Annotated in this window: 20 protein-coding genes; 12 read left to right on the forward strand and 8 right to left on the reverse strand. The window is 57.6% G+C overall.

Annotated features, from left to right (window positions below):
- Positions 1-69: 69 nt before the first annotated feature.
- Positions 70-1,326 (reverse strand): dicarboxylate/amino acid:cation symporter, encoded by a 1,257-nt coding sequence (locus QWU00_RS05155; protein ID WP_035378301.1) that lies wholly within the window; start codon positions 1,324-1,326, stop codon positions 70-72.
- Between the two features lie 243 nt (positions 1,327-1,569).
- On the opposite strand from QWU00_RS05155, the gene QWU00_RS05160 reads away from it, so the two are divergent.
- Positions 1,570-2,547, forward strand: coding sequence for a hypothetical protein (locus QWU00_RS05160; RefSeq protein ID WP_231551607.1), 978 nt, complete (start codon positions 1,570-1,572; stop codon positions 2,545-2,547).
- Between the two features lie 89 nt (positions 2,548-2,636).
- On the opposite strand, the gene QWU00_RS05165 is transcribed toward QWU00_RS05160, so the two are convergent.
- Complete coding sequence (locus QWU00_RS05165; RefSeq protein WP_035378299.1) at positions 2,637-3,230, reverse strand: recombinase family protein; 594 nt, start codon at positions 3,228-3,230, stop codon at positions 2,637-2,639.
- A gap of 209 nt (positions 3,231-3,439) precedes the next feature.
- On the opposite strand from QWU00_RS05165, the gene QWU00_RS05170 reads away from it, so the two are divergent.
- The gene (locus tag QWU00_RS05170; RefSeq protein WP_081938960.1) at positions 3,440-5,074 is read left to right on the forward strand and encodes a Hint domain-containing protein; all 1,635 of its coding nucleotides are present in this window, start codon (positions 3,440-3,442) and stop codon (positions 5,072-5,074) included.
- 319 nt (positions 5,075-5,393) lie between these two features.
- Entirely contained in the window at positions 5,394-6,140 is a 747-nt protein-coding gene (locus tag QWU00_RS05175; protein ID WP_052051181.1) for a DUF2987 domain-containing protein, read from the forward strand.
- 19 nt (positions 6,141-6,159) lie between these two features.
- Here the strand turns inward: QWU00_RS05175 and QWU00_RS05180 are convergent, their stop codons facing one another.
- On the reverse strand, positions 6,160-7,176 hold the full coding sequence (locus QWU00_RS05180) for a ferritin family protein (RefSeq protein WP_035378296.1): 1,017 nt from the start codon (positions 7,174-7,176) through the stop codon (positions 6,160-6,162).
- A 131-nt stretch (positions 7,177-7,307) separates the two neighbouring features.
- Positions 7,308-8,000, reverse strand: coding sequence for an ATP-dependent Clp protease proteolytic subunit (locus QWU00_RS05185; RefSeq protein WP_176364872.1), 693 nt, complete (start codon positions 7,998-8,000; stop codon positions 7,308-7,310).
- A 154-nt stretch (positions 8,001-8,154) separates the two neighbouring features.
- On the opposite strand from QWU00_RS05185, the gene QWU00_RS05190 reads away from it, so the two are divergent.
- From QWU00_RS05190 to QWU00_RS05215, 6 genes are all read left to right on the forward strand, one after another.
- Complete coding sequence (locus tag QWU00_RS05190; RefSeq protein WP_035378460.1) at positions 8,155-9,369, forward strand: hypothetical protein; 1,215 nt, start codon at positions 8,155-8,157, stop codon at positions 9,367-9,369.
- A 172-nt stretch (positions 9,370-9,541) separates the two neighbouring features.
- Complete coding sequence (locus QWU00_RS05195) at positions 9,542-10,783, forward strand: LL-diaminopimelate aminotransferase (protein WP_006559331.1); 1,242 nt, start codon at positions 9,542-9,544, stop codon at positions 10,781-10,783.
- Positions 10,780-12,096 carry a homoserine dehydrogenase gene (locus tag QWU00_RS05200; protein WP_006559332.1) on the forward strand — a complete coding sequence of 439 codons (1,317 nt, stop codon included), beginning with the start codon at positions 10,780-10,782 and terminating at the stop codon, positions 12,094-12,096. Before QWU00_RS05195 ends, QWU00_RS05200 begins: the two co-directional genes overlap by 4 nt.
- 50 nt (positions 12,097-12,146) lie before the next feature.
- On the forward strand, positions 12,147-13,145 hold the full coding sequence (gene glpX, locus QWU00_RS05205; RefSeq protein ID WP_035378294.1) for a class II fructose-bisphosphatase: 999 nt from the start codon (positions 12,147-12,149) through the stop codon (positions 13,143-13,145).
- Positions 13,146-13,199: 54 nt separating this feature from the next.
- Positions 13,200-15,017 (forward strand): single-stranded-DNA-specific exonuclease RecJ, encoded by a 1,818-nt coding sequence (recJ, locus tag QWU00_RS05210; RefSeq protein ID WP_035378458.1) that lies wholly within the window; start codon positions 13,200-13,202, stop codon positions 15,015-15,017.
- A gap of 214 nt (positions 15,018-15,231) precedes the next feature.
- A complete protein-coding gene (locus tag QWU00_RS05215; RefSeq protein ID WP_035378292.1) occupies positions 15,232-15,735 on the forward strand; it encodes a peptide deformylase in 504 nt (167 codons plus the stop codon).
- Between the two features lie 844 nt (positions 15,736-16,579).
- Here the strand turns inward: QWU00_RS05215 and QWU00_RS05220 are convergent.
- Together QWU00_RS05220 and QWU00_RS05225 are read right to left on the reverse strand one after the other, a co-directional pair.
- Positions 16,580-17,215, reverse strand: coding sequence for a glutathione S-transferase (locus QWU00_RS05220; protein WP_035378290.1), 636 nt, complete (start codon positions 17,213-17,215; stop codon positions 16,580-16,582).
- Between the two features lie 35 nt (positions 17,216-17,250).
- Positions 17,251-17,748, reverse strand: a complete 498-nt coding sequence (locus QWU00_RS05225; RefSeq protein ID WP_035378288.1) for a DUF1543 domain-containing protein — start codon at positions 17,746-17,748, stop codon at positions 17,251-17,253.
- A gap of 707 nt (positions 17,749-18,455) precedes the next feature.
- Between QWU00_RS05225 and QWU00_RS05230 the strand changes: the two genes are divergently transcribed.
- Both QWU00_RS05230 and QWU00_RS05235 read left to right on the forward strand, forming a co-directional pair.
- Complete coding sequence (locus tag QWU00_RS05230) at positions 18,456-20,393, forward strand: Hint domain-containing protein (protein ID WP_035378286.1); 1,938 nt, start codon at positions 18,456-18,458, stop codon at positions 20,391-20,393.
- A 255-nt stretch (positions 20,394-20,648) separates the two neighbouring features.
- The gene (locus QWU00_RS05235) at positions 20,649-20,858 is read left to right on the forward strand and encodes a hypothetical protein (protein ID WP_304651029.1); all 210 of its coding nucleotides are present in this window, start codon (positions 20,649-20,651) and stop codon (positions 20,856-20,858) included.
- Positions 20,859-20,869: 11 nt separating this feature from the next.
- Here QWU00_RS05235 and rpoH read toward each other — a convergent pair whose 3' ends face one another.
- Positions 20,870-21,757 (reverse strand): RNA polymerase sigma factor RpoH, encoded by an 888-nt coding sequence (gene rpoH / locus QWU00_RS05240; protein ID WP_035379776.1) that lies wholly within the window; start codon positions 21,755-21,757, stop codon positions 20,870-20,872.
- A 504-nt stretch (positions 21,758-22,261) separates the two neighbouring features.
- Complete coding sequence (locus QWU00_RS05245; RefSeq protein WP_035379781.1) at positions 22,262-23,236, reverse strand: RluA family pseudouridine synthase; 975 nt, start codon at positions 23,234-23,236, stop codon at positions 22,262-22,264.
- Between the two features lie 458 nt (positions 23,237-23,694).
- Between QWU00_RS05245 and QWU00_RS05250 the strand changes: the two genes are divergently transcribed.
- Entirely contained in the window at positions 23,695-24,780 is a 1,086-nt protein-coding gene (locus QWU00_RS05250) for a FecCD family ABC transporter permease (RefSeq protein ID WP_052051312.1), read from the forward strand.
- The last annotated feature ends 196 nt before the right edge of the window (positions 24,781-24,976 follow it).

Genomic DNA, 24,976 nt, shown 5'->3' on the forward strand with positions numbered 1-24,976 from the left:
TCAGATGTAAAAAAGACCACCTGTGAACCTGCCGCGCCCTGCTCTACCTTCAAGAAGCCCTCTGCTGTTTTATACCGTATCCTCGGCAGGACCATCGGAGAGGACACCCTCCCACTTGGCGGAGACAGCGGCAGCGTAACCGTTGCCCAGAACGTTGGTGGCGGTGCGGGCCATATCCAGAAAATGATCAATGCCCAGAATAAGCGCAATGCCGCTTTCAGGCAGGCCGAACTGCGGCAGAACAGCCACCAGCGTAACCAGTGAGGCACGCGGCACCCCGGCAATGCCCTTGCTGCTGAGCATCATGACCAGCACCATCAGGATCTGCTGGCTCCATGGCAGATGGATGCCATAAGCCTGCGCGATGAAAATGGCCCCGAAGGACTGGAACATGATGGAGCCATCAAGATTGAAGCTGTACCCCAGCGGCAGCACAAAGCCTGCAATCCGGGCGGGCACGCCAGATTCCTCCAGCTTTTCAAGCAGGAGGGGATAGGCGGATTCACTGCTGGCAGTTGAAAAGCCCAGCAGAACCGGCTGCACCAGATTTTTGATCAACGGTTTGAGGCGCGGACCAAGCACACAGAACGCAAGGCCCGTCAGCACCACCCATTGCGCCATGATGGTGCTGTAGAATTCCAGCAGAAACCGGCCAAACTGTATCAGTATATCTATGCCGCTATGGGCCAGACTGCCCATGATGGAGCCAAACACCGCAAGCGGGGCCAGCACCATGACCATGTCCGTCATGCGCAGCATGATGTGAGACAGTTCTTCAGACCACGCCAGCATGGTTTTACCGGCCTTGCCCGCAGCGGGGAGAGACAGGCCAAACAGCACGGAAAACACCACAATCTGCAGGATGTCATTCCGGGCCATGGAATCCAGAATGCTGGTGGGCACGATGTGCAGAATGAAATCAATGGGCTGGAACGGGTGCTTCAGGCTGGAAATATCGGACGGAAGCGGCGCGGAAAAGCCAGCACCAGGGCGCAGCACGTTGGCCGCCACCAGCCCGATGATAAGCGAGAGGAAGGACATGCAGATAAACCACAGCAGCACGCGCCCACCCACGCGCAGCACCAGTGTATCATCCCCCAGCTTGCCAATACCGCTGACAAGGGTTGCAAACACCAGCGGCGCAATGACCATACGGATCAGCCGCAGGAACAGGCCTGTCAGCAAAGACGCGATCTGTTCAGCATCATGAACATAAGCCGGCAGGAACGAGTGAACGGCCAACCCTGAAACAACGCCAAGCACAAGCGCCACCAGAATGGCATATGTGCGTTTGCGGGTGTTGGCTGGCTGAGCGGCTGAGCCCATGCGCTTCCCCCTTTATCCTTATGGTCAATGAGCCAGTGGAACAAAGAGCGACGGTATAAAGAAAATGGCCGTTGAGGTCAAAATCTGAAATTTTGTTCCTGTATCCGATTGCAATATTTTCGATTCTGTCTGTAAAAAGCCGAACTCTTTTCGACAATTACGATGCAAAACCGTATCGTTTTGTTGATAGATTGTACTGTTTTGATTTTGTCTTTCTGAACTACCGGATTTTTGAACCAGACCATGATGGGTATCCTACAAAAAGCGCAAACAAAGTCTCTTTTTTATTATGGCGTGACTATCGCTTTTCTTGCGTACACCCATCCGGCGCAGGCCCAGCAACAATGGTATACCGGCTCCCTCGTCTCCCCCGCCAGCGCGAAAGATCACGCCGGAGATGCCGGGATTGAGCCCTATTATACCTACAGTCAGCCCATTGGGTATTATGATGCGCACGGCATCAGTCACCCCCAGCATCCACGCCAGCAACTGTTCAGTAACTCAACCATGTGGAAGTACGGGATCACCGATTATCTGAGCATTCAGGCGCATACTGTCATCAGCTACGGATGGAAAAGAAACGCGGGACATTCCTCCGGCCCCAAGTTTGGCGACTTCCCCGTTGATCTGATCTGGCGCTTCCTGAACCCTGACCCCAAACGCTATATTCCCGGCCTCAATCTGTTTGCCGGGGTGGTATTCCCCACCGGAGATTACAGCCGCCTGGGCCATGGGCAGGATGGCGTGGGTGCAGGCTCCTACGTGTTCCGCACAGCCCTGCTCAGCCAGTCCACCTATCAGTTGCCGGGCCATCATGCCTTGCGCCTGCGGGTCTGGAACTGGTTCCGGCGCGCCCTGAATGCCGCCGCCCTACGGGATACAACATCCTACGGCACCATGGCGGGATTTCGCGGCAAGGGCCGCCCCGGCATGAGCGGGCAGACCGGGTTTTCCCTTGAATATGGCGTCAACCGCCAGTGGGTGCTGGCCGTTGACGTGGCGCGGGACTGGGCCAACGGCTCCCGCGTGTGGGGGCACACCCGAACCGGGCAGTATATGGACCGGACGGGATCTTCCTCCGGAGACTGGCAGGTAGCCCCTGCGCTGGAATATAACTGGAACGCCCGGTGGGGTGTTATTGCGGGGGCATCCGTTTATTACGCCGGGCATAACACCAGCGTAAAAATTGCTCCGCAGGTCGCCATCAACACCGTTTTCTGAGGGGATGTTGTAAAAGGCAGCTATACAAGTTGCGCTGGGCATTACGCGGTTTTTTTCGCACACCCCTTATGTTTCTGTGATTACCTTATTCAATAAAGGATCGCGTGCTTTGTGCTGGTGTGACTATCTTTCCCGCTCGCAATACGAGAGACGGTGCTGTCACTGATCCCGAATGCACTTGCAATGGAATGCAGCGCTTCCCCTTCTTGTCTCCGCATCGCAATCTCCTGCCGCTGAGCATCAGAAATCCGCCGAGGACGGCCCATACGCCTCCCCGGCTCGATCGCTCTGGCACGCCCTTCAGCCGTGCGGATGCGGATCAGATCACGCTCCACATCAGCTAGACCACCCAGAACCGCAAGCATAAGGCGGCCCGTACTGGTGGCGGTATCAACCCATGGCTCCGCCAATGAGTAAAACCGCGCCTTTTTCTGGGTAATATCTCTAACAATACTAAACAGATCAAATGTACTGCGTGCCAGCCTGTCTATGCGGGTAACCACTACGGTGTCCCCCTCCTGCAAGGTTTGCACCATTTTGCGTAACTGAACGCGCTGACCGTCCGCCCCGCTCGCCTTCTCTCTGAAAATGCGTTTGCATCCAAATGTTTTGAGAGATTTTATTTGTGTATCAAGGGTTTGCCCTACCGTACTGACGCGTGCGTAGCCCACTTTCCGGTCCATACTCTCAACTCATATCCTTACTTAACCAAAGCAAGGAACGCACGAGCTTCTTGCTTAATTCCTGAGTTGCGCAAGCCCGAATCTAAGAGCTGCAGAGGTTAACAAACCGTTAAGATTACTAACTCACCCAAATTGTTAACGCAACAAAAACATAAATCCGATCGGAAAATCTTAACGAAAAAATTTTGCGCAACTCAGGAGATCGGAAAATGACAACAACACAAGCATGGCCTACTAACAATTGGGAATACGTGACAGCTGGCACGGCCGGTACGACGACAATCATGACCGGAACTCCTCCCCAATACATGAACGGTCTGAATGTGAATGGGGATGTGATTATGCCATCCGGCACAAGTCAGGTTTCAACGGTTACAATCACTTCGGGCTCCTCTCTAACAATGCAGGGTGGTGCCACTTTTACAAACAGCTCTACTCTCAACGGGGCTGGTGGAACTCTTATCCTGGATAACGCTATTTTCAATTTTACCGGGAATGTACAAAGCGGTACTGTAATCAAGTTTGATCATACGTCTAAAAATCAGTCGAATAGCCTTACTCTAGGTTCAGACCAGTACAGAAATGTAACCATTGAAAATTACGCTCCCGGCGATACATTGACAATGAATTATGATAATATCAAAACATTTACAGATGATGGTACAGGAAAAATAAAAGTTGTTACAAATAATGGAGTAACACTTACCCTAAATACTGCCATCAACCCTGATACGGGGAAATATTTTACAGCAGCAGATTTTTCTTATAAAGCTGGTACAATTACCTGCTTCCTTGCTGGCAGCATGATCCGCACCCCGGACGGGGACGTGGCGGTTGAAAACATCCAGATTGGTGATCAGGTTATTGCGTTTGACTGGAAGAACAACCGCAACATTCTACGTTCCGTTGTGTGGGTGGGTACGGCCCGTGCGGTGGTGCGGCCGCATCTTGCGGATGATGAAGCAGGATGGCCGGTGCGCGTTCTGAAAGACGCCGTTGCAAATGGCGTGCCTTACAAGGACATGCTGATTACCGCTGAACATTGCCTGTTTTTTGAAGACCGGTTTGTGCCAGTGCGAATGCTGGTAAACGGGCGCACCATTTTCTATGACAAATCTATCCTGTCCTATGACTATTATCACGTGGAAACGGAACTTCATTCCGTTATCACGGCTGATGGCATGCTGACGGAAAGCTATCTGGATACCGGTAACCGCTCCTCCTTCCGTCAGGATGGCAAAGTGGCAAGCCTGCGCAGCGCAGCGCGGAGCTGGCAGGATGATGCCGGGGCACCCCTGTGTGTGGATCGCTCCTTTGTGCAACCTCTGTTCCATGTGCTGGAACATCGTGAAAAGAGCATTACGCAGGCCCTCCCCGCACCGGAAAAAGCCGCTCTTGTGCATGATGCCGACCTGCGCCTTGTGACGGACAAGGGAGCAACCCTGCGCCCCGTACGGCGTCGGGACGAGCAGTACAGCTTCATGCTGCCGTCTGGCACGCAGGCTGTGCGTATTCTCTCCCGCGCCAGCCGTCCGGCTGATGTGATCGGCCCGTTTGTGGATGATCGCCGCCAGATGGGGGTTGCCGTGGGGGATGTCACCCTCATTACAGCAAAAGGCCAGCAGGCCGTGACAACCCACCTTCAGGAAGACAAGCCCGAAGGCTGGCACGCGGATATGGGATGGGCGGGTGTTGCCTGGACCAATGGGAACGCGCTGCTGCCGCTTGGCGCACTCCATGCCGAGGGGAATATGGCGATCCTGTCTCTCTCCATTCGTGCGGCTGGGCCTTATCTACCAGCAGCAGACACCACACAGGCGGTTCGGTCCATCAGCATCGCCTGAGAGGTGAGTGGAAAAGGGGCCTGTTTGAGGTTGGGGAGAATATTTTGAGGCTGTGAAAAGTGGGGTTAAGGCGGGATACGCGGCTATCGCGCCAAAAACCCAATCCATCCCGCCACAAAATGCTCTACCCCGCCTGTCTTGGCAGATATTGCAAACCCCCTTTTACGTGCCTTCATTTTTTAGCGTGTCTTATGCAGGTCCTGTTCAGATGAGCGGGGCCTGTATTTTTATCACGGAACCTGCCGCATGGCGGGCTGTTCCTGCCAGACGGGCATGACAGTGCGCGACACGATGATTTTTATGCGGTAAGTCCGAATTTATGATGTTTTTCTCTCGCCCTGCATGGGTTTTGACTGCGGCACTGGTGCTGGCCCCCGCCGGTGTAACGCAGGCCGCCGATACCATAGATGTGGTGGGCGCACGCTCCGTTCTGGTGCAGCATTACCGGAAAGTGGCCAAGCTGTATCGGCGCTTCAATGCCCTGCCTGCGGAGGACCGGGCCAACCTTTCCCTGCATGTGGTAGGGCGGGAACAGCCGGATGACAAACCCCTGCACAGCACCGGGCTGCATTTACAGTCTCAAACCGGCGCTATTCCGCTAACACGCGCTGGCAGTGATGACATGGTTTTTCCGCTATCAGACGCATTGTGGGAGGAAAACCCACCGCTGATGGCCACTCTGGCACCGGACCATTATATCCGCTTTATTTTCCAGATTGCTGTAAGCCCTCCGCAAGCGGACGGATTTACCAATGCGCAGGCCCAGCACTGGCTGAAGCAGATGGATCATTGCGTGGAAGATATAGTGGGTTTTGTGTTTGCCTTCCTGATGCCGGATGCACACAAGCTGACACTTACGCTGGCTCCCCGCAGCACCCTTACGGTAACGGAAGCCGGGCAGAGCCGCACCGTGTTTGACAATACGGCCACCACCCCCGCCGAATACACCCTCAGGCCGCAGGATTACGCAGCCGATGCCACATTCCACAGCACGCAGCCGCTTCAGCAGGTGTTGATCAAACTGCCCATGCAGATTCATGCGGACATGAAACGCAAGGCAGCCTGAGCAAAACCTGCCTCGCCCCTCAGACCCGCGCGCTGCGGGTGTTGGCCTTCACCAGACCGGATACAAACTGCCAGCCGCGGCCCACATCACGGATCACCCGCGCAATGGCCGGTGCTGTGGTGGGGCGCAGCAGGCGTTTGTCATACCCTGCAAAGCGGCGGTCATCTTCTTCCAGACACAGATCCATGAAGTCCGGCAGGCTGAGCTGCACGCTGGCAATATCCTTGGCACCCGTTACGGTAAAGTTGTTGTCCTGCGTGTGGACTTCGCCTTTGTCGTCCACATCCTTGGCAAGGCTCAGACGTTCATAGCCAAGGAAGGCCCACACGGCCCACACCTTGAGTTCAAAGAACGGACGGCGATACCACGGCATGACGGCCCGGTACCATGCCAGCCAGTTGGCAAACAGCAGAATGTGACGACATTCTTCCTGCATCACTGGCTCGAACGTATCAATCAGTTCAGCCGGAAAGAAGGCAGAACGCTTGGCCAGTTCAAACAGCCCAAACGCGAAGAAACTGTCCACACATTCTGAAAAGCCGGTGACCAGATAGGCCCACTCAACATCCTTGGGCTCAATATACGGGGGTTCCGGCGCCATGGGGATGTTGTAGGCCGCCACCATTTTGGACAGCACTTCCTTGTGGCGGTTTTCCTCCCACGCATTGCGGGAGATGGCATCCTTGATGTCCGGGTCCTGCACCAGCCGAGCGTAGGCGGCCATACGCAGGCGGGCCTTGCCCTCCGTCTGCACCGCAATATCCCAGATGGGCAGGGAGGTCACGCGATGCAGCGTTTCCGGGTCCAACTTGGGCCAGTCGATTACGGACGGTTTGTAAGGGTTGAACGTATCGCGGAACATCTGGGCAATGGCGCGCTTGTGCTCAACGGAGCCGGGCTTGAGCGGCCCCTTATCCTGGCTGACCCAGTGCCGCGCCTTGTAATCGGCCTCTACCACAGCTTCCTTGCTGGGGGGCGGTGGCAGGTCATCAATGCTGTCTGGCAGGCGGGAATAGATATCAGAGAGAGAACCCATGGTAGGAACCCGTTTGCTGGGAGCGCCTCCCCTTCCCCGCGCACCACGTGCGCAAGGCAGGAGAAAAGCCCGGTAAAACAAAACATGCCGCTCCCCACCCCGCAGGGTGAGGAGCAAAGCCGTTCCCCGATTTAGTGAAGATCAGAAAGCTGGGAAATGATCTTTGTCACTAAGCCGTATTCAATCGCTTCCTTGGCGGACATCCAGTAGTTGCGGTCCGTATCCTTGGCGATTTTTTCGTAAGACTGGCCTGTTTCACGCGCAAACAGGCGGTTCAGACGTTCACGCATCTTGATGATTTCGCGTGCTTCAATGTCGATATCGGTGGCCGGGCCACGCACACCACCCATCGGCTGATGCAGCAGGAAGCGCGTGTTGGGCAGGCAGAAGCGGCGGTTTTTCTGGCCGGCGGCAAAAATCAGCGCGCCAGCAGACGCCACCCAGCCGGTGCCGATCATGTTGACCGGCGCAATCGAATCGACAAAGCGGATCATGTCATGAATGGTGTCCCCGCTTTCAACGTGGCCACCGGGGGAGTTTACATACACATCAATCGGCTTGTCAGACTCGCCAGCCAGGGCCAGCAGGCGGCCGGTGACATCACGGGCTACCTTGTCGTTAATACCGCCAAAAATCAGCACTTTGCGCTGTTTGAACAGCTTGTGCTCAAGCTCGCCAGCCGGTGCGCCGGGGGCTTTCACATCATCTTTTTCCGGTGTTTCCGGCGCGTCCGGGCCATCCGGCCCTTCATCATCCAGTCTGATGGCGTCGCGGGAGAAAATACCCGTCATTCGTGTCTCCGCATGGTCTGTGTCACGGTTCATGCTTCTTATCCTGCGCCGCCTGCGCGCCCCTGCCAAGGGGCAATCCTATAATGCAGGTGCAACAGGCACGCCTGATCTCGCCACAACGGCGGGAAGACGGTAAGGTGCGCGCTGTTTATCAGCCCAGCGGAGCACCCGTCCCACCATGCAGCAAATGCGTCCTGAACAGAACCGGCCCTTCTGGCGGCATGGTCGCCCCGTTTCTGGCCAGACGGACGCAGCGCGGACGGAGGATACCCCGGCACACGCACCCCTTGCCCATGCTGGGGAAGACCAGCCGCAAACCCACCGCACCGGGCAACGGCATGCCACCGGCTTCCGTATGGGCGTTGCGCTGACAGCGGGCGTGCTGGTGCTGGCGGGGTGCCGCCATCAGGATGCGATCGACAGCACGCTGGAATGGACCCAGAACATGCGCGGGGGCGTGATCTCCCAGCAGCGGCCACCGCCGCCCGGCCGGTATGATCCCTACCCGCATGTGGGGCTGACCCCCACGCAGGCACCGGCTCTGCCCTCCGCGCAGGCACGGGCCATGCTGACGGAACGGCTGATCCGTGACCGTAACCTGACCTACCGCACGGTTGCCGCCAACGGCACGCTCACGCCCGATATTCCGCCGCCGCCCAACGCCGCAGCGGCACAATCTGCGGCAGGCAAGGGGAACGCGGATAAAGGCGCAGGCACCCCCGCTGCTGGCGCTGGCGCGAATGCGGCCAAGGATAAAGCCGCAGCGGGGCAGCAGGCAGCCAGCCTGCCACCGGATGCCGCCGGGGCCATTATGGATGCCGCGGAAGCCCCACCCCAGCAGCCCACCACGCCACCACCTTCTGCTAAACCCGCGCCCTCCAAGCCAGCGGCAAAGGACACCAAAAAGGACGCCGCCGCCGATGCGGAAGCCGACATGCCAGAAGTGGCCATGCCGGAAGTGAAGAATGGCGCGCAGAAGCCCCCCACGCCCGAAAGCGCCATTCCGCAGATTCCCGAGGGCCCGCCCGCGCCGCCATCCTTCCCCGGATTTGATGTGCCGTCTGATGCCCATCTGCCCGATGGCGTGCAGCCCAATTATGATCTGAGCGACGCCAAAGGCACGGCCCTGCATTTCATGCCGCAATCTGACCAGCTTTCCGCCGGGCAGGAGAGCACACTGGCCAAACTGGTGCAGAAAACACCGCACGGGCCGTTCTTTGTCCGTGGCTTTGGCAATTCCCCCTCACTCAGCCCGCAGGATCAGGCGGATGCCGTCCAGCTTGGCCTCTTGCGGGCGCAGCGCGTGGCTCAGGAACTGATCAAGCTGAATGCGCCGTCTGATGCCATTCATATCCGGGGGGATGCGTTCGGCACGGGGGCGCGGATAGCCAATTCACCCTGATGCGGAGCGGGGGGCACGGGCCTGTGGCACGCGCCCCTCGGCCAGCCATGCGGCGGAAAGACGCTGGCCGCACGGCAAGAAGAGTTGCCTGATCCGTTTCTGCCATTACTATGTTTTTCCTCCGTAATCGTGCGGAATCTGAACCCCCTTATTTTCAGGGTCCTTTACGTCCATGACCGAAGATTTCCATCGCATTCGCCGCCTGCCGCCTTATGTCTTTGCCTCGGTAAACCAGGCCAAGGCGGCAGCCCGAGCGCGGGGCGAGGATATTATTGACCTTGGCATGGGCAACCCGGACAGCCCCACACCGCCCCACATTGTGGAAAAGCTGGTGGAAACGGTGCAGAATCCGCGTGCGCATGGCTATTCCGTCAGCAAGGGTATTCCGGGCCTGCGCCGGGCACTGGCGGGCTATTATGAACGCCGCTTCAACGTGAAGCTGGACCCTGAGCGGGAAGTGATCGCAACGCTGGGCTCCAAGGAAGGGCTGGCCAATCTGGCCTCCGCCATCACCAGCCCCGGTGACACCATTCTGGTGCCCAATCCGTCCTACCCCATTCACCAGTTCGGGTTCATTATTGCGGGGGCGTCTGTCCGCTCCATTCCCGCCACGCCGGATGATAACATGTTGCGCGCGCTGGAACGTGCCGTGCGTCATTCCGTGCCCAAGCCCACAGCGCTGATTGTCAATTTCCCGTCCAACCCCACCGCATATCTGGCCGATCTGGATTTCTACAAGGAACTGGTGGCCTTTGCCCGGCGGGAGGAAATTTTCATCCTTTCTGACCTCGCCTACGCGGAAATCTATTTTGGAGATCTGGTGCCCCCGTCCATTCTGGCGGTGCCGGGTGCCAAAGATATTGCGGTGGAATTCACATCGCTTTCCAAAACCTACTGCATGGCTGGCTGGCGCATGGGGTTTGCCGCGGGCAATGAACGGCTGATTGCCGCGCTGACGCGCATTAAATCCTATCTGGATTACGGGGCGTTCACCCCCATTCAGGTGGCGGCTGTGGCCGCGCTGAATGGCCCGCAGGACTGCGTGGCCGATATCCGCGCCCTGTATAAAGAACGGCGTGATGTGTTGATCCGTGGCCTGCATGCCGCCGGGTGGGACGTACCATCCCCCGAAGGCTCCATGTTTGCGTGGGCCCCCATCCCTGAACCGTTCCGTGAAATGGGCAGCGTTGATTTCTCCAAGCTGCTGCTGAAAGAAGCCGGTGTGGCGGTGGCCCCCGGCCTTGGCTTTGGCGAGCATGGGGAAGGTTATGTGCGCATCGGGCTGGTGGAAAACACCCAGCGCCTGCGGCAGGCCACCCGCGCCATTCGTGGTTTCCTTGCAGCCCATGGCGTCAAGCCTGCGGCTGTGTCTTCTCCTTCCTCTGCAAGCAAGCCGGAGCCTGTCCAATCGTGAGTGTCTCTTCCTCCTCTTCTCCTCTTCGTCTCGGTATTGCTGGTCTTGGCACGGTGGGGGCGGGTGTTATCCGCCTGCTGGAAACCAATGCGGACCTGATTACCGCCCGCGCTGGCCGTCCGCTGAAAGTTGTGGCTGTCAGCGCGCGGGACCGCACGCGGGACCGTGGGGTGAACGTCTCCGGCCTGCGGTGGTATGACAACGCAGTTGATCTGGTGACAGACCCCGAAGTGGATGTGGTGGTGGAACTGATTGGCGGGGCCGAAGGGCCAGCGCGGGCTCTGGTTGAAGCCGCACTGCAGGCAGGCAAGCCGGTGGTTACGGCCAACAAGGCGCTGCTGGCCATTCATGGCCCGGCGCTGGCGCAGGTCAGTGCGGAAAAATCCGCCCCGCTGCTGTTTGAAGCGGCGGTTGCGGGCGGTATTCCTGCCATCAAGACCGTGCGTGAAGGGCTGGCGGCAGATCGCCTGCTGCGCATTGGCGGCATTCTGAACGGCACCTGCAACTATATCCTGACCGTCATGCGCGAAACCGGGAAGGATTTCGGCTCCGTTCTGGCAGACGCCCAGCAGCTTGGTTATGCCGAAGCTGATCCCTCCACGGATATTGACGGGCTGGATGCCGCCCACAAACTGACCATTCTGGCCGGGCTGGCCTTTGGCCGCCCCGTGGCGTTTGACAGTGTGCATGTAGAAGGTATTCGCCGGATTGGCGCGGCCGATCTGAGCTTCGCCCGCAAGCTGGGCTACCGCATCAAACTGCTGGGGCTGGCCCGCGTGGGTGATGCTGGGCTTGAAGCCCGCGTTACCCCCTGCCTTGTGCCGGAAGATGCCCCCATTGCGCAGGTGGATGGCGTGTTCAATGCCGTGGTGGCCGAAGGCGCATTTGCAGGCCGCCTGATGATTGAAGGCCGGGGCGCGGGCGCAGGCCCCACTGCCAGCGCTGTAACGGCCGACCTGATTGATATTGCCCGTGGCAGCCACATCCCGGTGTGGGGCGTGCAGGTATCTGATATGCAACCTGTGCGGGCCTGCCCTCTTTCTGCCGGAAAGGGCGCGTTTTATCTGCGCCTGCGGGTGGAGGACCGACCCGGCGTGATTGCGGATATTACCGCCGTGCTGCGTGACTGTGGCGTTTCGCTGCGCAGCATGCTTCAGCCCACGCCGGAGAAGAACGACACCGCCCCGCATGTGCCCCTGGTGCTGGTGACGCATCAGACATCCGAGGCGGCCATGCAGGACGCCGTGACACGCATTGACCAGCTTGATGTGGTGACGGACACCCCGGTGATGATCCGGATTGAAACGGACTGAGCCTTCCGTGCGGAGCCAGTTCAAGCCTTAAGAAAGAGGATTTCCCCCTGATGTCTGACACTCGTGAGCCTAAACAGTTTGTGGTTTCTGACCGCAATCTGGCGCTTGAACTGGTGCGTGTTACTGAAGCTGCCGCCCTTGCATCCTCTCACTGGACGGGCCGTGGCAAAAAGAACGATGCCGATGGCGCGGCTGTGGAAGCCATGCGCATTGCGTTTGACACCGTGGCCATTGATGGCACCGTGGTGATTGGCGAAGGCGAGATGGACGAAGCACCAATGCTCTACATTGGTGAAAAGGTGGGCGCTGGCGGCCCCGCCATGGACATTGCGGTGGACCCGCTTGAAGGCACCAATCTGTGCGCCAAGGACATGCCCAACGCCATTACCGTGGTTGCGCTGGCAGAAAAGGGCAACTTCCTGCACGCGCCAGACGTGTATATGGACAAGATTGTGGTTGGCCCCAACCTGCCCGATGGCGTGGTGGACCTTGAAGCCTCCATTGAGAACAATCTGCGCAATCTGGCCCGCGCCAAGAACAAGCCGATTGAAGACATTGTTCTGTGTACGCTCGACCGCGAACGTCATGAAGAACTGATTACCAAAACGCGCGAAGCCGGTGCCCGCGTGCGCCTGCTGAGCGATGGTGACGTTGCCGCCGCCATTGCCGCCTGCATGGATAACAGCCAGGTGGATATCTATGCCGGTTCTGGCGGCGCGCCAGAAGGCGTGCTGGCCGCTGCCGCCGTGCGCTGCGTGGAAGGCCAGATGCAGGGCCGTCTGCTGTTTGAAGATGACACCCAGCGTGAACGCGCCCAGAAAATGAACCCCGGCAAGGACCCGGACCGCAAGCTCGGCCTGCATGATATGGCGGCTGGTTCCGTGCTGTTCTCCGCCACGGGTGTCACCTCTGGCACGCTGCTGCGCGGTATCCGCCGTCTGCCCACCCATGCCGTGACGCACTCACTGGTCATGCGCTCCAAATCCGGCACGGTGCGGTTTATTGAAGGGCACCACAACTTCTCCACCAAAACGTGGACGCCGCAATAACCCTGAGTGCCTTACCCCGCTTTGCCAGAAATGACTGCTTTTTCAGAGACAACCATGCTTCTGCCCCCTGATGACGCCGCGCCCCCGCAGGCCCGCGCCGCGCTGGGGGTGGAGGCCAGCCTGACAGGCCGCCGCTGGATGTGGCGGCCGGGGGCTGACAGCCCGGACCTGATGCGGCTGGGCGCAGCTATTGCCCAACGGGCCGGGCTGCCTGAAATTGTAGGTCGCCTTCTGGCATTGCGGGGCCTTTCTCTTGAAACCGCCGCAGATTTTCTGGACCCGAAGCTACGGGCGCTGATGCCCAATCCGTCCGAACTGCGGGATATGGATGTGGCAGCCGCCCGCATGGCTCAGGCCGTGCAAAAAGGCGAGACCATCGGCATTTTTGGCGATTATGACGTAGATGGCGCCTGCGCCTCCGGCATTCTGGCCTCTTTTTTTGAAGAACTGGGCTGTGCGGTGCACACCCATATTCCTGACCGCATGACCGAAGGCTACGGCCCCAATGTGCCCGCCCTTGAAGGGCTGGTGGCGCGGGGGGCCTCGCTGCTTGTGTGCGTGGATTGCGGCACTGCGGCCTCTGATATTCTGAACCAGATGGCGGGTAAGGCGGATCTGGTGGTGCTGGACCACCATAAATCCGAAGATGCGCTGCCTGCTATTCTGGCAACGGTGAACCCCAACCGGCCGGACTGCACCTCTGGCCTTGGGCATGTATGCGCTGCCGCACTGGCCTTTCTGGCCGCCGTTGCCACTGCACGCGATCTGCGCAGCGCAGGCTGGTTTGAAGCGCACCCCGCGCCAGACCTGATGCGTCAGCTTGATCTGGTAGCACTTGCAACGGTGTGTGATGTCATGCCCCTGCAAGGGCTGAATCGGGCTTTTGTGGCGCAGGGCCTCAAGATCATGGCGCGCCGTCAGCGCACCGGCTTGGCCGCGCTGATGGAAATTGCGGGTGTCACCAAAGCGCCAGATGCGTTTTCCTGCGGGTTCGCCATCGGGCCACGCATCAACGCCGGGGGCCGCATTGCCGAGGCCGCACTGGGCTTGCGCCTGCTACGCAGTGAAGATGCGCATGAGGCCAAAATCATGGCCGAGCGGCTGGATGCCGTAAACCGCCGCCGCCAAGGGGTGGAAGCGGACATTCTGGATCTGGCCATGCAGCAGGCTGCCGCCCAGCGTGAGGCCGGGCATCCTGTCATTCTGCTAACAGGCAAGGACTGGCACCCCGGTGTAGTGGGCATTGTGGCAGGCCGCATCAAGGAACAGTTCAACCGCCCGGCTCTGGTGGGCGCTGCGCAGGATGATGGCTCCATCAAAGGCTCTGGCCGTTCCGTGCCGGGGCTTGATCTGGGCACGGTGATTATTGCCGCACGTCAGGCTGGACTGCTGACAACAGGCGGCGGCCACGCCATGGCAGCCGGCTTCTCCCTGCCTGCCGAGAAGGTGGACGCCTTCCACACTTTTCTGGATGAACGGCTGGCCGGGGCCGCGCAACTGCCTGATGCCGTTGATCTGGAAATTGACGCCGCTCTCTCCGTTGCCGGGGCCACGGTGGAACTGGCACAGAACATGGCCTCTCTCGCCCCGTTTGGCGCGGGCAATGCCGAGCCTCTGGTCGCTCTCTCGCATGTGCAGATTATCAAGGCCGACCGCATTGGCCGAGATGGCAACACGCTGCGTCTGCTGCTGAAAGGCGCTGATGGCGGCCGCCTGAAAGCCCTGCTGTTCCGTGCCGGAGACAGCCCACTGGCCGCCACGCTGGAAGACACCACACGCCCCCCCATCCATCTGGCAGGCTATCTACGCGCCGAAAGCTGGAATGGCCGCACGGATGTCACCTTCTTCATTCAGGATGCTGCACTGGCCTGATACGGTTGCATCAAGACATTATAGGTTACGGCTACGAAGCAAGGACATACCCTCCTGCTATGCCAAACGCTGTTTTTTAAGCCCTTTTTGCCCTGCTGGCACATGTTCCGCCTACCTGAGACAATAGACGTCCCCCTTCCCACTTCTGCACTGATCGGGCTTTCCGTATGCGTACGTGTTATCAGCCGCCCCTTCTCTCCTCTGGATATGTTTCATGACCACGCAACCGATTGTTCTGTTTCCTGACCAACGCCTGCGGCAGGTGACTGTTCCTGTCAGCACTTTTGATGATTCTCTGCGCATTCTGGCGGTAGATCTTCTGGATACGCTGCGTGCTGCACCGGGTATTGGCATTACGGGGCCGCATATTGGTGTGGGTCTGCGCGTGGTGGTGCTGGACCTGCCAGATGGCTCTGGCCCACAGACCTATATTAACCCGGAGATTGTCCAGACCTCTGACACTACCATTCAACACGAAGAAGGCAGCATTTCCATGCCGGGTGTCACGGAAACGCTGACACGAGCCGAAACAGTAACCGTGCGCTATACGGATCTTGAAGGCCGCCCTCAGATTGAAGAGGCTGAAGGGTTGCGTGCCGTCTGCCTCCAGCATGAGATTGACCAGCTTGACGGAATTTTCTGGACACAGAAACTCTCAGCCCTGCGCCGTAGCCGCATAATGGCGCGGTATGAAAAGCTAAGACGTAGCCAACGGTAGAAAGCCATCTGCACACGCTTCAACACACTTGCATGCGAGCTTCTGTTTTTACTGGACACCCGGTGCTTTTCTGCGTCCAGAATACAAGTGCTCTCAGACGTGACATGACGTGACCTAACCAGAGCCAGAGCCAGAGCCAGAGCCAGAGCCAGAGCCAGAGCCAGAGCCAGAGCCAGAGCCAGAGCCAGAGCCAGATTAGTAAGGACCATATCAGCCCTACAACAGGTATTTACTGTCTATGGGATGGCAAGCGTCCATTTTTGTTTTTCAATTGACGCATGACATAGAGTTGTGAGCAAAAAATTAGAAAAAACAACCAGAAACCCACATCATATATGCATCCATATCCATCATAAAATGCCGTGCAGATCAGCAATACGAACGCACAAACGCAGATGAAAACAGACAGTTTGTATCTCGGCAAAGTCACTATCCTTCCCTTTTTTAAGGCACTCTTTTTTCAGAATTAGAGGTGTAAAATTATATTTTTAAATACGTAGCATGCACGTGATCATCTCACTCGAAATCAGAGGGAGGGGCTTGAAGACACCTTCCTTTTTCGGTCACATCAGGATCATAACGCATTGATATTGCCGGCAACAGAACAGTTCGGAGAGGGGTTTTCGAGCTCTCCAAATGACACGGGGACAAAAGATTGTCGACCTCGTTAGAGGGAAGCTTCTCAGAAACGAAAGAGGAGGCGATCCTTCTAGTCGTTTCCCGATAACCGCGCTCTCACAGTTAGCCGCTATCGACAGTCCTATGAGTGAGTGACCACATCTCGAAATCGCTTATACATGTATCCTGAAGCAAACTCGTCTTTCCCCTGCCCTGCCTTTACGGATTATGCAGCATTCAGCAACCGGGTAGGTGGGTCTTCCGGTTGCCACGGCGCGTAACGGATCATGACCTGCTCAAAAAGCGGCGAGGCCAGAAAGCTGTTCAGCCAGCGCTGCACGCCAGGAAGAGGCAGTTCCTGAAACCAGGCAGCATCCGTTGCGGCGAACTGCCGGACAAAAGGCGCGATTGCGGCATCGGTCAGACCAAAACGGCTGCCTTGTAAAAAAGCTTCTTCTGAAAGGAGTGTTTCAAGGCTTTGTAGAATATGAACCGCTTCTTCCTGATGATGAGACGCATCTGTCCCGTAGCGGGAGGCGTATTTGTAACGATCCAGGTGGTATTTGAATGTGGTGTCATTCTGCTCAATCAACGCAGGTTTGACGCCATCCAGCCAATGGGCAGGATCAGCCTGGAAGAGCGCCCAGCGCATGATATCTAGGCTTTCCTCAAGCACAGTACCATCAGGCTGTACCAGAACCGGCACCGTACCTTTGGGCGATGCTGCGAGCATGGCATCAGGCTTGGCTGCAAGCCTGATTTCGCGCACCTCGCACTCTGTCTGGCTGGCCACAAGCGCCAGACGCGCCCGCATGGCATAGGGACAGCGACGAAAGGTATAAAGAACGGGAGAGGAGGACATGACGAAACCCGAGCCCTGTGTGTGCAATCTGCCTGTTATAACCTGCGATACCCCTGCCATTCAGCCCGCACGGGCTGCCCGTTTTCCTGCGGCACAAGATGAATGTAAAGGCCGTCAATCTGTTCCAGCGGCAGACACTCATCAACTTCCATCAAGTTGTCGCGGTGCTGATGCTGGTATTCCACCAGAAGGCTCTTCCGCGCTCGGGCTTTTGCATCTTGTTCAGTAGCAGCGACAAGGAACGTGAACTCATGTTCCTCCCGCAGTGCGCCTTTAAGATAACCGCCCATATTGATGAAATAGAGTTTTCTGTCAGATATCGGCCTTTCCGGGCTGAGCGTTACGGCATAACCATCCGCCCACGTTATACAACCATATGCATCAATATGCAGGGATTGCCGAGTTCCAAACCACCGTGAAATGAGAGACGGATAAGCATCCTCAGGTTTGCGCGCGACGGCAAACTGCACATCATGAACCTCAATGTTCGCACCGGGGGCGGAACCACCCAGATAAAAGACGTAAAGCTTCAAGTTCTCATCCCCCCTTCCTCATGCCCGCCGCTTTGCTGCTTATGATAGCAGCAAAGCAGTCCGGCTCCTGTCCTTCTCACACAGCAGAGGCGTCTTTATCATGGGATGGCTTTTGCCGCAGAACAGTCTTTTCCTGACGGGGGGAGCCGTGTCTGAGGGGTATTTGACGCTGCTCTCATTTGGAGCGGAGTGTTTCCGCGTACCCCTTCATAAAAACGGTCCCGACATCCCCTTTCGTTTTGCTAGTGGCCCATCATGATGAGCGGGCAACCGACAGAGCATTTTGAAAAAAATATGGTCAGCAAACCAGCAATGCATGAAGCGCAATTCACGACTGCTCAGTTTCCGAAGGAGTGGGGTGGCTTTTTTTGTAATACAAATGACCGCTCCGCAGGTGAGTCAAAAATAATTTAACTGCATAGTGTGAATAAATTTAACACGACAACCTTGCCCCATTTTTTTTCCTTTGTGCCGTTATTTTTGCCGCCCCTACAATCGTGGTTCAGAACACACTACAAAAATTTTGAAACTGCTTTATTATTATTTTATATTTATTAGTTGTTATTAAACAAACCAAAACAACCTAATCAATTTCCTTTTTTATTTTCGATTCTCTGTGTATTTAAAAATTGTATCTATAATTTCTTTAAATTTATTAGCGATTCAGTTCCTGAACAGCCCTCCCCCAGACAGTGAAGGAAACAGAAATGACAACCTATACAACCGACTCTGGCGTTGTTTATAATATTACTCAGCCTTATTCTAACTTATGGCCAATACCTGTTGATAATGTATGGGATGTAACAATCACAGCTCCAAATGGAGATACTATTTATACGGGGACAAATCTTAACCCTGGCATTGATCTGGTTGTCTTACAGCTTGCGGCATCTGGTTATGTTCTTACAGGAACAGAAGATTACACAACCCTTATCAGCGCGGCCAGCATCCAGACTATTGTTACTGCTCCCGGTTCTACTGGCAGTATTATTATTGGTATTGGCGCTGCGGAAGCCAATACGTATTACATCGGCGGCGACAATACCATTTCCGGGCTGGTCAACGCTGTGGCTGGCACCACCATTAATGTTGTTGGCGGCACGGCAACGCTTTCCGGTAATACCGGGGGCTCTCTGGTTGGCCTTCTGACAGGCTCCACCGTCAATATTGAATATGGCGGAACGTTCAATACCGGGGCGGCCCTAGCAAGTGTACTTGAAGGCGGTACCGTCAATTTTGGCACAGGTGGCGGCACACTGATCCTGAACGGTGGAGGCACCGCCATCAGCCTGCTGGCGTCTGGTACACTAAGTGCCACAACCATCAACAATTATGATCCGAACAAGGATACTATCGAGCTTCAGGACACAACTGGCGCGGTTTCCAGCTACACCATTGCTGATGGATCAGATTCCAGCAAAATCATCACGCTGCAAAATGCCAGTGGGCAAACAGTAGCAGAATATGCCGTTAAGTTGGCTGACGGCGTAACCCTGCCTTCCGGCGACTATTCCACCAGTTCAGCAGATGCCGCTGCAAACCCGCTACAGATTACCTATTCAGATGATAACACATACATCAACGCCTGCTTCCTGAGCGGAGGCATGATCCGCACCACCGATGGCGATATTGCTGTTGAAGACATCAAGATTGGGGATTTGGTTATTACGCGGGACTGGAAAAACAATCAGGATGTTACGCGCCCGGTTGTGTGGGTTGGCAAGGCGCAGGCCACAATCCGCCCTGATCTGCCCCTTGATGAAGCAGGTTATCCTGTGCGTATTCTGAAAGATGCCGTGGCTGATGGTGTGCCTTACAAGGACCTGCTGGTCACCCCCGAGCATTGCCTGTTTTTTGAGAACAAGTTCATTCCTGTTCGTATGCTGGTAAACGGGGCCTCCATTTTTTACGATACTTCCGTGCCTGCCTACACCTATTACCATGTGGAAACGGAACAGCATTCCGTAATCACCGCTGATGGAATGCTGACAGAAAGCTATCTGGATACCGGCAACCGCCGCGCCTTCCGCCAGACAGGCAATGTGGTTGGGCTGCGTGGTGCGGCTGTGCAAAACTGGGCTGATCACGCTGATGCACCGCTATGTGTGGACCGCACCTTTGTAGAACCCCTGTTCCGGGCACTGGAAGCCCGGAAAAAGGCCGTTGTCGCCCAGCAGCCACGCGTGGAACAGCCGGTGCTGACGGATGACCCAGACCTGCATCTGGTAACGGAAACGGGTGTTTCTATCCGCCCCATCCGCCACAGCAAGCAGCATTACAGCTTCATGCTTCCCCCTGCCACACGCTCTGTCCGCATTGTCTCACGCGCCAGCCGTCCGGCAGATGTGATCGGCCCGTTTGTGGATGACCGCCGCCAACTGGGGGTTGCGATTGGGGAGGCAAACTGCCTGACAGCCAAAAAGCTGCATGCCGTAACGGCGCATCTGGAAGACAGCAAACCCGCAGGCTGGCATGCCGACACTAAAGGCAAAACCCATGCCTGGACCAACGGTAACGCCGTTCTGCCCTTGGGCGATCTGCTGACCACTGACACCATGGCGCTCCTCTCCCTGAGCATTCACGCCGCAGGCCCTTATCTTGTGGAACCAGACGCTCAGACCACAATGATGAACCAATACGCCTGATCCCTCAGGCTTTCTGACGGGGCGTTCCTGCCTGCCAATGTATTTTATTGGGCTGAAGCAGGAATGCCTTTTTCAAGCCTTTATAAAAAGGAGGGTCCTCGAAACCCTCCTTTTTTGTCCCATCAGAATCACACCTCATTGAGAGTGCTGCGGATAGAAAAGGCGCGCTGGAGGCTTTTAACTCCCCTTCGGGTCAAGCTCATCATCTGAGCAATACCGATCACTTGCTTCCCTGCCCCCTCCGAAAAGGACTGCTTGAAAAATAGCTCCCGCGCCCTGATTGACTTTGGGGCTTGGGGCTTGGGGCTTGGGGCTTGGGGCTTGGGGCTTGGGGCTTGGGGCTTGGGGCTTGGGGCTTGGGGCTTGGGGCTTCGCGGAGCGCATCTTCTCCCTGACAGCAAGCGTCATCCAAACAAAAACAGGGCCGGAACTGTGTCCGGCCCTGTTGAGCAAACCGTGGGATAAAAGCTGCTTTATCAGGCTTCCTGCGCGGCGCTGCGGCGGGCTTCCACTTCTTTTTTCATGGCCGCCTGCACTTTTTCAAAGGCCCGCACTTCAATCTGGCGCACCCGTTCACGGGAGATGCCATATTCATGCGCAAGGTCTTCCAGTGTAGAGGGCTCATCCTTCAGGCGGCGTTCCGTGAAGATATGTTTTTCACGGTCATTCAGCGTGTCCATGGCAGAAGCCAGAAGCGCCTTGCGGCCTGAAAGCTCCTCGTTCTCGGCGTAGACTTCTTCCTGATTGTGCTGATCATCAACCAGACGGTCCTGCCACTCGCTGCTTTCATCCGTGCGCATGGGGGCGTTCAGGCTGTGATCGGGTGCCGCCATGCGGCGGTTCATGTTCACCACATCCTGTTCGGGCACGCCCAGCGTGGTGGCAATCTTGTTCACCTGCTCCGGCTGAAGATCCCCATCATCAATGGCCTGCATCTGCCCTTTCAGGCGGCGCAGATTGAAGAACAGTTTTTTCTGCGCGGCAGTGGTGCCCATTTTGACCAGAGACCAGCTATGCAGGATGTATTCCTGAATGGCGGCACGAATCCACCACATGGCGTAGGTGGCAAGGCGGAAGCCCTTGTCCGGATCAAACCGGCGCACGGCCTGCATCATGCCCACATTGCCTTCGCTGATAAGCTCGTTCACCGGCAGGCCGTAGCCGCGATAACCCATGGCGATCTTGGCAACCAGACGCAGATGAGATGTGACCAGCTTGTGCGCGGCGGTCACATCTCCTTTGTCCTTCCACAGATGGGAAAGACGGAGTTCTTCTTCCGGTGTGAGGATAGGGTACTTACGAATATCCTGAAGGTATCTTGACAGATTGTTTTCAGGACCAACATTGATAACAGAAGAAACCATGGGTCAGCACTCCCTTGAACCGGAAAGCTCCCTGCGGTGCAGTGGACTGGGGGCAGCCCATTAAAGAACCGTTTGGAAAGAGGCGAGTTCCGGCCAACAAGTGAAAAAGACTTACATCCTCTTCCTTCGCCCCCCCGAAATGAGCAGCACGAGGGAAGAGACGCCCGCTCCGGCACCTATGACAGACGCACGGGAATGGTGAGCTAGGGTGCGCCCGAATCACCACACTGTCAAGAAAATCGGACGATCCTGTTTGATTAACGCAAATGTGAGCTATGCGTTTCCTGCCTGACCACGCGGGACTCGTGGCCGCAGAAAGACTTCTCTTTGCCTGCTCGCTCTTCCAGCTTTTCAGCGGCTGCTTGACCCTTCAGCCTACGGGGCTGACAAGGGATGAGTGGCCTGAAAAAACGGGCTTGGGAGCGCGTGAGGAAAAGCCATCAGGCTGCGAAACCAAACCTCCGCCTGCATTCCCAGACTCGCCCGACCAGCCTTTCAGAGTTTTCACACCGCCTTTTTCAGCGGTGTCATGCCCAGGGCTTCGCCCAGCGCCTGCATGTCCTCCGGCATGGGGGCTTCAAACAGCAGGGCCTCGCCTGTGCGCGGGTGCGTAAAGCCCAGACGGGTGGCGTGCAGCGCTTGCCGGGGGAAATCCAGCGCGGCAGCGCGGCCTTCCGGCGTGAGCAGTTTGGCAGCGGCAGGAACGCGGCGCAGATAGACCGGGTCCCCTATCAGCGGGTGCCCGTTGGCTGAGAAATGCACCCGGATCTGGTGGGTGCGGCCCGTGGCCAGTTTGCAGGTGACAAGGGCAGCCCCCATCTCAAACGCCTGCAAGGTACGGTAATGCGTCAGCGCCCATTTGCCGCCGTGGGTGGTGATGGTCATGCGTTTGCGGTCGCGCTTGTCCCGCCCGATATCCCCTTCATAATCGCCCTCCGCAGGGTTGGGGCAGCCCCAGCAGAACGCCAGATAGGCGCGGTCTATACGGCGGGCTGCAAAATCATCCGAGAGGGCAAGATGTGCCTTTTCTGTTTTGGCGGCCACCATCAGGCCGGATGTATCCTTGTCCAGCCGGTGCACAATGCCGGGCCTGCGCTCCCCGCCAATGCCCTTCAGGCTCTCGCCACAATGGGCGATCAGGCCGTTCACCAATGTGCCGGTTTCATTGCCCGGCGCAGGATGAACCACCAGCCCGGCAGGTTTGTTGAGCACAATGAGATCATCATCTTCATAAAAGATCTCGAACGGCACCGCTTCGCCCTGCGGTACGGCGGGGGTAGCGGGGGGAATATGCAGCACCAGTTCCATACCGGCCCGCACGCTTTCCGCCGGTTCCGTAATCTGTTTTGCACCGCACTGGAGATGGCCGCTTTCTATCAGCCCCTTCACACGGGAACGCGAAAGTGTGCCGGACTGTGCGGACACATAGCGGTCCACACGCTCGCCTGCCTGTTCGGGCTGCACGACAAATGTAAGCATAGACCCACCCGCCGGATGGGGAGCATGGCTGGCGCGTGACGTCGGCGCGCCTTGCGGGAAGGCATCTTCTTCCTGTGGGGAAGACGCTGGCTGGCTGGTTTCGGCTCGGGCGGGGGTATCGCGCTTTACGTCCTTGCCGCCTTTTCTGCTCCGGCCTGCTTTTCTGGGGCCGGGCATGCCTGCATCCGCATTATCATCCTCTATCTGCACGTGCGTGCGCCGCCGGGATGACCGTGCGCCGCCAGATGCGGGCTCCGTGGTCCGAGCAGCGTGAGAGGCCTTTGTCTTATCGGGTGTCTGGTCTGGCGTGGGAGCAGGCGTGCCGGGGTGTTTCAAAAACTCATCCTGTCCTAAGGAGCAAGCGGGAGTCCTGCACAAAGCCTACTCACTTGGGCGGCGTCAAGCATTTGCGGCAGGTGGCTATGGCTGGTCCATGTCTGATGGGATACACTCCCGGCATGAGTGATCTGCCCACCCCCGCCCCTGCCGTTGCCCCGCCTGACCCGGTGGAAGCCCTGCAGGTGGCCTATGCCGCCATGGTGCGCAGGCGCATGGTGATGCTGGCGGTGTTGGCGGTGGCCATTCTTGTCTCTCTGGCGCTGGATTTCTCGGTGGGGCCTTCTGGCCTGAGCCCGCGGCACCTGCTGCATATTCTGCTGCACCCTGAGGCTGCGCCGCCGATGGAGCGGGTGATTGTGTGGCAGATCAGGCTGCCTTACGCACTGATGGCGGTATGTGTGGGCGCGGCCCTTGGGCTGGCGGGGGCGGAAATGCAGACCGTGCTGGCCAATCCCCTTGCCAGCCCCTTTACGCTGGGTGTTTCGGCTGCCGCCGCGTTTGGTGCATCGCTGGCCATTGTGCTGGGCTGGCATCTGCCCGGTGTGGGAGAAAGCTGGCTGATTGCCACCAATGCGTTTGTGTTTGCTGTTGGCTCCGTAGGGTTACTGGATGTGGTGAGCCACCGCCGCCACGCCAGCACGGGCACGGTGGTGCTGTTTGGCATTGCGCTGGTGTTCACCTTTCAGGCGCTGGTCTCCCTTATTCAGTTTGTCGCGAATGAGGACGCGTTGCAGGAGCTGGTCTTCTGGACCATGGGCAATCTGACACGCACCACATGGCCCAAACTCGGCCTGCTGGCAGGCGTGGGCGCAGTGGTGGCTGTCTTCTCCTTTCGCTCCGCATGGAGCCTGACCACCCTGCGCATGGGGGAAGAACGGGCAGCCAGCCTTGGCGTGAACGTGCCCCAGATCCGCCGGGCGGCGCTGTTGCGCATCAGTCTGCTTTCCGCGCTGGCCGTGGCGTTTGTGGGGATTATCGGGTTTGTGGGGCTGGTGGCTCCACACATCGCCCGCCGTCTGCTGGGGGAAGATCACAGATTTTACCTGCCGGGCAGCATGCTGGCGGGGGCCCTTATTCTCTCGCTGTCTTCCACCGTGGCGCGCGTGTTAGCACCGGGGGTTGTGGTGCCTACCGGCATTGTGACGGCACTGGTGGGCATTCCGTTTTTTGTGGCCATTGTGCTGCGCCGGCAGGGGATGTCCTGATCATGCGTCCTTCCCCGGAACATCCGTCCGCGCCCAGGCAATCATCCTCCCGCTCGCCAGAAATGGGTGCTGGGGGCGAGGAGAACAGTCAGGCCGCTCTCTCCGCCCCTGCTGCGTTCACGTCTGCTGAGGCACAGCCGCGCACGGCACACAGCGCGAGCACCTCGCCAAACACTGGCGACGCTGCCACAGCAAA

The organism is Acetobacter tropicalis, assembly GCF_030644465.1.
GTDB lineage: Bacteria > Pseudomonadota > Alphaproteobacteria > Acetobacterales > Acetobacteraceae > Acetobacter > Acetobacter tropicalis.